The organism is Trichocoleus desertorum AS-A10 (genome assembly GCF_039962155.1).
GTDB lineage: Bacteria > Cyanobacteriota > Cyanobacteriia > FACHB-46 > FACHB-46 > Trichocoleus.
In genome coordinates this window covers 16041-27043 of the sequence record NZ_JAMPKN010000046.1, presented here as the reverse complement: position 1 = coordinate 27043, position 11003 = coordinate 16041, and the positions used below count along the sequence as shown (strand labels likewise).

The window sequence follows — 11003 nt, the reverse complement described above, 5'->3', positions numbered from 1 at the left end:
TTTTGAATTGGTTTGAATTGGGCTTTTTGGGCCTTGATCCCGTGTAGGTAGGGTTTGAGTCAAAAGGGGCCAATTCACAAGTTGAGGTGGGTGGGGGTGGGGATAGTGAAGGGATAGAGGGGCGATCGCCGGGATGGTTAACCGGGGCTGAGGCCGATTTCCGACAGTGCTTCTAGCAGTGGACCACTAGAGCAAATACTGAGAGAAAGCTATCCCAACTCGGGATATTGGCCGACTGGTGAATTTACAGGTAGCTCTGTCCAAACCCGACGAAAGTTCATGGTAGTAATGCGAGGGGCTGCGGTTCTTAAACCCAAGCGTTCCTAGCTATCTTTGATTTGTTTCCTGCAACAGAAATAGAAATTAGTGCAAGTGAGAGGGCAAGGCTGCTTAGGTTTCAGCTTGCCTTTTCCCACAGAAATTGCTTCCAGGCTAGATGAACATCCTCGACCCATCTACTTCTTAACCAAAATTTTATGACCATCACCGTCTCGGGATTTGCAGAATCTGTCTATTTTAGTGGCTTGCCCACTACGCCTTCTGGCTTGACCGTTGACCCCGTGACTGGGACTCTTTTTTTCGCTGATTTTGGAGATACGAACGGGACTTTACGGCAGATTGGGACTAATAGAACGCTGTCAACGGTCACCAGCGATTTCACGCCTGGAAGCGGATTTTATGCTTACATGGCAACTGATATTCAGTTTGCCAATGGGTTCGTCTATACGACCTTATCCAACGGTGATTTAGTCCAAGTAGACACAAAGATGGGCAGTTCCACAGTACTGACTAACTTTGCTGGATTTGGGTTTGAAGCTGGATTAGGCATCAACGGCAGTAAACTTTATGTCACCGATGGGACGGGGAGTGCTAACCAAATTTGGGAGTACGATCTCAGCACCAATATCAAAACGCTTAAGGTTTCCAACCTGCCTCCAGATGCCTTTGGGTTAGAGTTTGACCTGGCTCAGAACAAAGCTTATTTCGCGGTTAAAAGCAGCGGATTTTATGTCGTTGATCTCGCGGCTGGCACTTACCGTCTCCTAGCATCTATCCCCTCTGGAGTGGGGAACTTCGCGATCGAGCCTGCTGGTAACTTCCTCTATGCCAGAGTGGGCGATACCATTCAACGTATCTCTGTAGATAATGGTTCTGCGATCACTTTTCAAACTGGGCTGGTGTATGACGATAAGGGGGATTTAACTTTTGGACGCTCCTCCTCCGGCTCTGGTAGTAGCCTTTATGTTGCGAATGGCAATAGCATCATTGAGATTTCTGGGTTTGCTTCCTTATCTACTGGCTCTAGTGCTGGCAACTTACCTCCGGCCAACTTCAATGGCACCGATGGTAATGATGTCCTCCCAGCAAATGGAGCGAACAACACAGGGGATGATACCTTTGCCCCCCGTCTCGGTCGTGACTATGTAGACGGCGGAACCGGCAACGATCTCTTAGTTGTGGATTACTCAGCCAATTCCTATGTTGGCAATGGCGGACCGCCTGCTGGAATTCAAAACTATCTCTCTCAGACAGGTCCCAACAGCTTCAATGGTTCCTTCCGTGCCTATAAAGACAACTACGGCAACTACGATGAAGTCAGCTTTTCCAACATTGAGCGCTTTTATGTAGTTGGCACCAACGCGAATGATGTCATATTAGGAGCTGGCGGCGATGACACCTTGATCGGCAATGCTGGTAACGACATCCTCGATGCTGGAGCAGGCAACGACACCCTCAGTGGTGGTGCAGGAAATGATGAGCTCAAGGCAGGAGAGGGGAATGACACCCTGAACGCCGGGACTGGTAGCTGGGACCGAGTGGATGGAGGTGCAGGCCAGGACCTGCTAGTTGTGGACTATCTCAAGAACGTCCCTACTTCTCCTAACAGCCCTGCTCCCAGCTTGTACAGCCAAGTGTATAGCAATGGCAATGGCAGCTATTCTGGCTCCTTTGATGTCTACAACTCCAGCACGGGTCAGTCTAATCGAGTCGAGTTCAACAACATCGAGCAGTTCCAGATTGAGGGGTCTCAGTCTAATGACAACCTCATGGGTACGATGGCTGCTGACATCATCAATGGCCATAGCGGCAACGACTTTATTGAGGGACGCGAAGGCAACGACACCCTGAACGCCGGGACTGGTAGCTGGGACCGAGTGGATGGAGGTGCAGGCCAGGACCTGCTAGTTGTGGACTATCTCGCTACTACTAGCACCCCACTGGGTAGTCCAACTCCCAGCTTGTACAGCCAAGTGTATAGCAATGGCAATGGCAGCTACTCTGGCTCCTTCGAGGTCTACAACTCCAGCACGGGTCAGTCTAATCGAGTCGAGTTCAACAACATCGAGCAGTTCCAGATTGAAGGGTCTCAGTTCAATGACAACCTCATGGGTACGATGGCTGCTGACATCATCAATGGAGGCACCGGGAGTGACATGCTGGTGGGTGGACAAGGCAATGATGCCTTAAACTTGGGCAGTGACATGAACAGTGATACCGTGCAATACAACAACGGAGATGGCACAGATACTGTTTACCAATTCGTTCGAGGCATGGGCGGAGATCAGATGTCCTTCTCAGGGATCAATTACATTGATGTCCGCACTGTAGGTACAAGCACAGAATTCCGCATGGGAGACGGCATCCAGAACAATACCGGATTTGGGACGGGCGCTTTGCTCGTCACCCTCAATGGCACAGCCGGGTTTAGTACTAGCGATATTGGCATGAACTTGAGGTCTACAGGCCAATTTGCGTTCAGCTAACTTTGGTACCTGAGGTCGCGTAAAGATCGAAGGATCGGTCGTGTAATCTGAATCTTTGAAATCAACAGGGTAAACCACAAGCTACCCTGTTGATTTATGCTGAGTGCTTCACTCACTTGGTGGCGTTTCCCAATTGGGGAAAAGTTGGAAGGGCGATCGCGCTGTAACGCAAACCCCAAGCCAAGTTCTAAGATTTAGAAAATTTCTGATTTTGGGCTGAGTGCTGGGTAGGGTGGGGCGATCGGGTTTGGTGAGGAGTCGGAGAGGGGCTGGAGGTGCGATCGCTATCTAACCTCATCCAGGATCTACTCTTGACGATGCCATACAGCCTTAAAGCTTCCTTTCAATATGACTTGAAGCTAGAAAAGGGACTTTTGATGATCATGTAATTCTCAACTCGGTGTGTGTGCATGACATTGAGGAAGGTAACAGCAGCTTCCTCCGCAGCTTCACGGCGGATAAGTGTCATTAAGCGGAGCGATCGATAAATTTCGACGCAACGTTCCAACGCTAAATAGCAACTCTCTCGTTCATGCAAAGCCACCGTGCTTTCGAGAGCTTCGGCCAAAACGGGTGCGAGTTGCTCAATTCTCCGAGCCCCTGAAGGTTTGCATCCTGCTCGCAGAAGACCTAGCGGTCCGAGAACCGTACTGCGTAGATATGAAATGAGGTCTAATGCCTCAAACAGTTCTCCTCGCGCGACCTTGCCAGTGCCATAGTGAATCCATACCCAGAATCGATCCTCGATCCACTGCTCATCTGGTAAGGGGTATGTCCCCGTGCTGGAAGCCAAAGCTTGTGCCAGTCGGCGATCGCGTTCCCACAGAACCACTGGCTCATCGACGCGACTTCCAACATCCGCGACAGACAGAAATTTGAGGTCAACATGCAGCAATGGTGAATTGTAAAGGCAGATCAGTAACCGTGGCTCACCCACGTGCTCACCCGTGAACGCTGCCAACAACTCTCCTAGCGATGCCGCAATCTGGTGGCGATCGGCCATGGCCTGCTTCCAGCTTTCAGGCTCTACAGCGATGATCAAATCGAGATCACTAAACTCATCCATTGCGTTCTCCGCCCAAGACCCCGTTGCTGCTACGCCCACTAGTCGTTGATCCGCCACTAGACGCAGGAGGGCGCTATTGATGAACGATTGGTGAGTGGCAAGTGCAGTGCTTGGAACCTTCATGGGTACGCTGCCTAACAGGATTAGTGTTTGATATTGCCATGAAATTCAAGCGCTACGCGAAATACTAAGAAACGGTTCACGATCGCGATTGTTATGTCAGATTTTCGTGGGGCAATCGCCACATAGCCTCATCCACCGACTGCTTTTGGCGATCGCTCTATGCCTCAGCCTCACGGCAGGAAGATGTCAGAATTCTGGACAACTGACAGGTAATTGAAAGCTTGGTGACTTGGTTGCGTTCCCCAATTGGGGAAAAGCTGAAGGGGCGATCGCACTGGTGACGCAGAACCTAGGCCAAGCTTTGATAGTCGGAAAATTTCCGATTTTGAACTGAGTGCCTGGTGAAGTAGAGCCAGCAAAATGCAATGACTCGCTCGTATTGTAAGCAGACTCATCACTATATGCCTTAAGGGTGTTGTGGCACCTCAGCGCCAAGGAGATGCTAACGAAATGAAGACTGTTTACATTTCCTATGTTGAGCAACACTAACGCCATCAAATTAGCGAATGAAAGGCAAAAAGTATTTCTAGCTCAATTCATCAAGGGGGGCGTGGAATACTCACTCGCTTTACAAGCATCCGGGATTTTGGCAGCCGAAAAACCAGAGGAGCTTTTAACAGATGAAGAGAAGGGGATAGTGGAGCAGGCTTGCCGACTCTGGCTAGAGCATCGCAATGGGATGAACAAAATCAAGCATGCCCTTGCCTCCGTCTCAGAGAATCTTAGAGGACTAAACTCTCCATCCAGTATTTTGATTAGCTCAACATCTGCCTGAGTCGCGCGATCGCGTTGACCAAGCAGCTTGGTTGCGTTCCCCAATTGGGGAAAAGTTGGAAGGGCGATCGCTTTGTATCGACTTTGTACTCTGTATTTATTGAGCCCCAGAATTTAACGCTTTAGGTAAATGTGCTATTTATGACTTCTGTACTGAGGCACTATAGTCAAAAATCAGATACTCCATTAGGGCCTTCGCATGCATCTCTTAGTTCTATCTCAGGACTTGATCCAGTCCTTTAAGTTTTGGTATCAGAACGGTATTCATCAGGGAATGTGCTTTAACAATGAAATGTATCGCCTTTGCATAGTGTACGGTTCAGACGATAGACACCAAGCTTTTAGTTTGGCGACCGCTCTAATAGAGCATGGTGCTCAAGCTTGTATTACTTGCCTCAACACTGAGTACAAGGTATGGGTTGGCTTGAGAACTCAGAACCTCGCAGTCTCTGTTCCTGCTCTAGCAGCAATTATGGCTTGAGCGGTTAAGCTCTTTGCGATCGCTCCGCAGTTCACTCGCTTGGTTGCGTTCCCCAATTGGGAAAAAGTGAGGGGCAGAGGGGCGATCGCGGCAAGAACTGACATTTTTGGCTCAGGATTGCTGACCCCAGCTTTACACTTTAAACATCGGTGCTTTGTGGAAAGTTATGTATCATTGGATACTTAAAACTAGCTCTCTCCACAGAGATACCATGCGGACTAATCCCTCCCTGATTTCCTATCCCTCCCCAGACTTTAGTAGCGCCGCTGCGACCAACGTTCGCGAGGAAATTCGGGACGCCCTTGAGGTTGGAATCAAGACGTTCTTGATTAACTTTCAAGCGGTCGAATTTATGGATAGAGCTGGATTAGGGATTTTAGTCGCGATTCTCAAGGATGTTCAAACAGCCCAAGGGCAATTGTTTCTATGCTCCCTCAATGAGTCCATTCAGCTCCTTCTAGAAGCAGCTGGTATCAGTCGAACCTTTTCTATTTTTGCTGACCAAGATGAGTTTCATGAGAAAGTGCTAGAAGACTGATTTTTTTATGCACAGAGGGTCAAGAGCGATAGAACTAACGTCAGAAGTGGGCCAGAAAGCAGAAGCCTGGTTACAGAGTCATAATCTCTATACTTCGGGTAGCCATGATTGGCATTTGTGGAACCAAGGCTTTTGGGCTCGAATAGAAAACAAGCCGATAAAAGCCGTAATTCCTGTAATACAAGGGTGGATGGCAGCAGTTCAGCTTCTCAAAGAGAATGATTGGCTGTAGAAATAACCAGAAATCTAAACCAGCATCTGTTGGAGTCGTGCGATCGCTCAGCAGCACCCACGCAACCCCAAGCCTCCCACTCATCTTTGTAAGTCAGTTGTCCCAATTTGGGACGTGTGGCGATCGCTCAATAGCTCATTGTTTCGGTTGCGTTCCCCAATTGGGGAAAAGTTGGAAGGGCGATCGCTGAAGCCTTGGATATTACGAAATTTTCGGATTTTGAACAATCTTTCAAAAGCAGGGGCGATCGCGCTACCAAGTCTTTGCCCCCTTAGTCATGCGATCGCCTTACTTGCAAGGTGCCCACATATCTTGCTGAAGGCTCTCTTGCTGTGGGTATAGCTGATGGAACCGTTGCTTGAGCCATCACTTGCTTTTGGAATTTCACGGCTGATGCAGTAGCTAAAATCGCAGAATATTATTACTCGCCATAGTGACTGAGCAAATCCCTGCCGAAACGGTACTTGGATGATAGTTCCTGAGCGTGTTCGCTAGACCACCCATCCTCTATTAGTAGTCCGCTCATTTGGGCTTCGTCTAGCAAGGCCCCCTCCCGGTGAGCTTGAACAATGAAATCCAAAAACCTTCTTTCATCTAAGGGGTGTGTTCCACCAGATGACTTGTTAGCAGCAGCAGAGAAGCGTTTTAGCAACTGAGCCATTTCAGGACTCATAGAATTATCAATGGTTCGTTCGCTGGAGGTGGTTCTGATTTCGATGTCGAGTCCTTGTGCAGCAGGTTCAACGAATTGAGTCAAAAACTCTTCCAAAATAGCGTTGTATTGATCTTTGCTCAGTTCTCCAACATCTCTGGGAACGATGTTGCTCACTCCTAAGTAGCCGTTTTCGTCAGCCACAAAAGATAAGCCTGCTGCGCGCCTAGATGCTGTTTCTGAGCACACAAAAATAATGTACTCATATCCAGTCCTAGAATTGAGTTGATTTTCTCGCTCTCGTTCTCTAGTCCACCCATTACTGAGTCGTTGCTCAATCAGAGTGATTAGTCTTCTTTGTTCGCTGTCACTACCGATCAGCTTCAGTTCACGAAATGACTTCATACAGCTATTTCAAAAGCATTGTCTGATTAGATCACAGGTTAACAAATCCAGTAGAGAGGCTGAGAACTACTGAGGATGCTCAAAGCTCAGGCAATTGGCGCGATCGGCTAGAGTTCACTGACTTAGGTGCGTTCCCCAATTGGGGAAAAGATGGAAAGGCGATCGCGCTGGTGACGCAGAACCTAGGCCAAGCTTTGAGATTCAGAAAACTTCTGATTTTAGGCTGAGTGATTGGTAAGGTAGGGCGATTGATCGTTGACTCAAGCTGGGATCGCGCTAATCATAAAGGCTCTTTAGCTCTGCGATCGCCTTATAAGATCAAAGGCTCATCTGAACCCTCTACTTCCATCTCCCAGTGAATTGAATGCTGAACTCGCTGAAGCATTGCACTTAAGAGAAATTTATAAAGATCCTGAAACTGATCAGCTCCAGTCTGACGGATCTTAAACTCTCTTGCTCCCTGCTCACTCGTTGTAACGGTAACTCCAAAATCGTCTTGATCTTTTGAAACCGAAATAGGAATAACTAGCTTCAGTGGATACAGCCCCTGTGTTGGAGCTACTTTTTTCCACAGAACTAATTGAAGTTCAAACTGCCAAGTTGCTGGAGTTGTTGGAGCTAGAAACTTCTCTAGTGATTTTCGAGCATCCTTATACTCTACGAATTTCTCTTTTTCTGTCTTCCTGAGAAATGCTTGTTCTGTGGGCCAATCCAAAGCTTGAAGAAGCCTACTAATAAAATCAGGAATGAAGCCAAAGCAATTTTCCTTAGATTGCTGATGAGCTTCGGCAGTCTTGGTATAGGCATCCCAAAGGTTATCAAAGCTAGACATAGCAGTTTCTCCTAGCGGAAGAATAACCAGTTCAGTTTAACTTTCTGAAACCTTTATCGACCTAACATCCCCCTCAACCGTGCGATCGGGAATGCAGCCGCTAAGAAACCCCAAGGCTCCCACTCGTCATCATTAGTCAGGATGTATTGCTCTCCTTCAACCAATTGACTGGCAGTAACCAGCCGTAGCTTATGAGCTAAGTCGAACCATTCTTTGAAGCCTGGTTCTGCTGCTTTAGCTGCTTTGGGGTGCTCACTGGCTCCCAGTTTCCAGCACTGACTAATCGCATCCCTCAACAAGCCGATCGGGTTCCTCACCTCATGCCTAGCTCGATACTCAACGGCAGCAGCCAGAGCATCGCTCACTACTTCAAGCGGAGCCGCTAAAACTTCAGCCTTCAAAGGCGAGGTCAGCGGAAATCCTGCTTGCTCAACTTTTTCAAAAATTGCTTCGTGAGCGGCGGCGGAATAGTCGTCCTCTGCAACCTGTTCCACCTCTGACCCAGATGCTTTTAGAACGGGTTGAGACTTAACAGGCAGGGGAGCGCTTACTGGCTTGGAAGATTCCACCTCATCCACAACAACAGGGCGGGCGGGTGGCTCCGTTGTTGTGGTGTCTATTGAGGTGTCTAGAGTGGAATCTATTTCTATATGATCACTACTGAGTTGGGAGTTGATAGCTACTGGATTAGGAGTTGATGACCCTTCATCTAGGAGGTCATCTCCTAAATTTGTAAAATGAGACGGAGCAAGGGTTTTAGCTTGTTTTTGGGCTAATGCCTGCTCGATTGCCTCTCGGTTGAGCTGGTACTGATAGGCTCGGTCATACTTGGCTTTTGGGTTATTCCGTCGCTTGAGGAGTTGCAGTTTGTTCGTCAGCTTGGCGAGTGCTTGGCGAATCGTCTCAATGCTGTACTCCTCAAACAGGTGCTCTCGGATTTGCTCTAGGGTCAGTCTCACCCAATCGTCAAGCTTGTGCTTCGCTTTCCATGCCTGCCAGCCTTCGATGATGGCGAGGATTTTAGCCGCGCAGTAGTTGCGCTGGGTGATTTGGACGTACTCTTTGCAGAGCTTCAGGTAAGTGAGATTAGGGGAGGTGCTCATCGTGGTTGCACCTCCGTCTCGAAGCTGTGACGCACGGGTTCAATGAATTTGTGCGGGGTGTCTGGGTCGAGTTCGATGGCGTACCACCAGCCGTTCTGATACTCCATGCCAACCACGGTGCCATGTTCGTTCCACTCATCGTTGATGCGGACTTGCTGCCAGAAGTGGAAACGGGGGCAAGGGATGCCCTTAGGTATGGGGAGGCTCAGCTCTGGAGTCTGGCTCCTGACCTTGGCAGCACAGACTCCTAAAGTTTGAGAGCGTTTGACAGTATCGGCTAGGCGCAATAAATAAGGCACGTAGCCCGGACGCTTACGCCATTCCTTGCCCCAGAGCTGCACGTCAGCCGAAAGTAAACCGCAAGCCTGAGCCAGAGCTTGATCACAGGCTTGTTTGTAGTTTTGGAGATGCAGAGGATGGAACACCCAGCGCTGGCAGTACTCGACAGGTTCAAGGGGTTGGTGCAGGGTGTGACAGATGCCAGAGAGCACGGCTTGAATCCGGGCATCGCGAGACAGGGGCAGAGCAGCAGGCACGAATTCACAAGCACAGCTTGCCGTTTCAAGGGTTTCTAGGTCTGACTCATGGGCACATTCGATTGAGTCTGGTTCCCAAGTTTGGCTATCAGGCTGGAACTCTAGTTCGTAGTGCCAGCCCGCAGCAGGGCCACTGCGCTCATATTGCAAGCCCACAATCACGCCGATCTCGTCATTGCGCTTGAGCCTGACGGCTTGATTGAAGCTGAACTTTGGCAAACTCCAATCAGAGGGGAGGGTTAGGTTGTGCATGGCTTTGCCTCCCGCAGTGCTAGGTCTGTTTCATGCACATCTTCTAAGTCATTCCGGTTCGAGCAGGTGGGGTCGATTTCGACCAGATACCACCACCCCACCCACTTCAAGGTGAGGCAGATGGACATAGACATGCGCGGGGTGAAGTACTGCAAGCCGCGAATGATGCCGTAGTCTTGGCCTTGCTCTCCCCACTGCACTTGCTGCCCAAACTGATACTTTGGCAGGGGTAGGTCTGAGGGGAGTAGGAGCAGGCGAGATGCTGGTCTCTGGTTTTGGTGCAGTTGGTGCATCAGACTACCTCCCCCATTGAGTCACTGAGGCGGCGATATTCTTTCTGGTCGATGTGGCCTTGGTCATAGAGTTCGTCATACATCAAGCCGATGACGAGGTTAGAGAGCCAGTTGTCCATGAAGCGCTTACCTGCTTCTATTGCGGCCTCAACCGAGGGGTAGCAGATGTCATTGCTCATGAACTCGCCTTCTGAGGTGAGCACTGCAAAGGTGAAGCCACCTTGAGCCACCACAGGGCAAAGGTAATGCGCTTTGTAGACGAGTCCGTAGAAGTGGAGGTACTTAGGCTGAATCAAGGTTGTGGCACTCATCATCGCTCATACTCCTGCAAGGGCTTGGTTTTGATGGGCAGTAGGCGCTGCATGCCCTTCTCGAAGGACACGTACAGATGCTTGTATTCGTCGTTATTCAAGTGCTGGTGGTCTCGCAGCTCGATCAGCAGTTGCTGCATGGCATGGCTGGGGTTCGCCCGAGTGACGAAGTGCACAGCCGCCTGAATTGCATCAGCGGCAAAGTCATAAGAACTCTGGATGGTGGCAAACTGCTTGCCTCTGGGGTGCTTGGCCTGAGCACTCCAGCCGCCTTTGTCACAGGTGACGCGGATGAGCCAACCACGGTAGGGAAATTCGATGGCATCGTTGTTATTCATGGCTGTGCTCCCGGTATAGCTGGAACTCTTGTTCGAGGCTGGGCTTGTGGACTGGCTCTTGGGCGAGTTGGGCAGTTTGCTGAGCAATGCGGGTTTCGAGCTGAGCTTTGTGAATCAGCTTGTGCCGAATCTGCTCAGCGCTAAGGCTGTAGCAGCGGGGGCAGACTTCACCCCAGCTCACGCCAGAGTCACTGTAGAGAGTGGCGATGATGCTAAACGGTTGAAGTGGGTAACGTTGATCGCAGATCGGACAACAGAAGGGGTTGACCCAACCCCCAACGCGAGTGAGTTTGAGTTGCATG

The 11003-nt window shown here is 49.7% G+C and carries 14 protein-coding genes; 4 read left to right on the top strand and 10 right to left on the bottom strand.

The features are described 5' to 3' along the window. Positions 1-476 precede the first annotated feature (476 nt). Entirely contained in the window at positions 477-2765 is a 2289-nt protein-coding gene (locus NDA01_RS26970; protein ID WP_348230437.1) for a calcium-binding protein, read from the top strand. Positions 2766-3108: 343 nt separating this feature from the next. Here the strand turns inward: NDA01_RS26970 and NDA01_RS26965 are convergent, their stop codons facing one another. After that, positions 3109-3954, bottom strand: a complete 846-nt coding sequence (locus tag NDA01_RS26965; RefSeq protein WP_348230436.1) for an oxalate:formate antiporter — start codon at positions 3952-3954, stop codon at positions 3109-3111. Between the two features lie 472 nt (positions 3955-4426). On the opposite strand from NDA01_RS26965, the gene NDA01_RS26960 reads away from it, so the two are divergent. After that, positions 4427-4729, top strand: coding sequence for a hypothetical protein (locus tag NDA01_RS26960; RefSeq protein ID WP_348230435.1), 303 nt, complete (start codon positions 4427-4429; stop codon positions 4727-4729). 431 nt (positions 4730-5160) lie between these two features. Here the strand turns inward: NDA01_RS26960 and NDA01_RS26955 are convergent, their stop codons facing one another. Then, positions 5161-5313, bottom strand: coding sequence for a hypothetical protein (locus tag NDA01_RS26955; protein ID WP_348230434.1), 153 nt, complete (start codon positions 5311-5313; stop codon positions 5161-5163). A gap of 107 nt (positions 5314-5420) precedes the next feature. Here NDA01_RS26955 and NDA01_RS26950 point away from each other — a divergent pair, with 107 nt between their 5' ends. Continuing rightward, positions 5421-5747, top strand: coding sequence for an STAS domain-containing protein (locus tag NDA01_RS26950; protein ID WP_348230433.1), 327 nt, complete (start codon positions 5421-5423; stop codon positions 5745-5747). Positions 5748-6126: 379 nt separating this feature from the next. After that, positions 6127-6321, top strand: a complete 195-nt coding sequence (locus NDA01_RS26945) for a hypothetical protein (protein ID WP_348230432.1) — start codon at positions 6127-6129, stop codon at positions 6319-6321. 79 nt (positions 6322-6400) lie between these two features. Here the strand turns inward: NDA01_RS26945 and NDA01_RS26940 are convergent, their stop codons facing one another. The 8 genes from NDA01_RS26940 to NDA01_RS26905 all read right to left on the bottom strand — a co-directional run bounded on the left by NDA01_RS26940 (position 6401) and on the right by NDA01_RS26905 (position 11002). Further along, positions 6401-7036 carry a hypothetical protein gene (locus tag NDA01_RS26940; protein WP_348230431.1) on the bottom strand — a complete coding sequence of 212 codons (636 nt, stop codon included), beginning with the start codon at positions 7034-7036 and terminating at the stop codon, positions 6401-6403. Between the two features lie 310 nt (positions 7037-7346). Continuing rightward, on the bottom strand, positions 7347-7868 hold the full coding sequence (locus tag NDA01_RS26935; protein WP_348230430.1) for a hypothetical protein: 522 nt from the start codon (positions 7866-7868) through the stop codon (positions 7347-7349). Positions 7869-7921: 53 nt separating this feature from the next. Further along, positions 7922-8971, bottom strand: a complete 1050-nt coding sequence (locus NDA01_RS26930; protein ID WP_348230429.1) for a mitochondrial import receptor subunit TOM20 — start codon at positions 8969-8971, stop codon at positions 7922-7924. Beyond that, positions 8968-9759 carry a hypothetical protein gene (locus NDA01_RS26925; protein ID WP_348230428.1) on the bottom strand — a complete coding sequence of 264 codons (792 nt, stop codon included), beginning with the start codon at positions 9757-9759 and terminating at the stop codon, positions 8968-8970. Before NDA01_RS26925 ends, NDA01_RS26930 begins: the two co-directional genes overlap by 4 nt. Then, entirely contained in the window at positions 9747-10052 is a 306-nt protein-coding gene (locus tag NDA01_RS26920; RefSeq protein ID WP_348230427.1) for a hypothetical protein, read from the bottom strand. The genes NDA01_RS26925 and NDA01_RS26920 overlap by 13 nt, the downstream gene beginning before the upstream one ends. Continuing rightward, entirely contained in the window at positions 10052-10366 is a 315-nt protein-coding gene (locus tag NDA01_RS26915; RefSeq protein ID WP_348230426.1) for a hypothetical protein, read from the bottom strand. The genes NDA01_RS26920 and NDA01_RS26915 overlap by 1 nt, the downstream gene beginning before the upstream one ends. Then, entirely contained in the window at positions 10363-10701 is a 339-nt protein-coding gene (locus NDA01_RS26910; protein ID WP_348230425.1) for a hypothetical protein, read from the bottom strand. The genes NDA01_RS26915 and NDA01_RS26910 overlap by 4 nt, the downstream gene beginning before the upstream one ends. Beyond that, complete coding sequence (locus tag NDA01_RS26905; RefSeq protein ID WP_348230424.1) at positions 10694-11002, bottom strand: hypothetical protein; 309 nt, start codon at positions 11000-11002, stop codon at positions 10694-10696. The genes NDA01_RS26910 and NDA01_RS26905 overlap by 8 nt, the downstream gene beginning before the upstream one ends. Between the last annotated feature and the right edge of the window lies 1 nt (position 11003).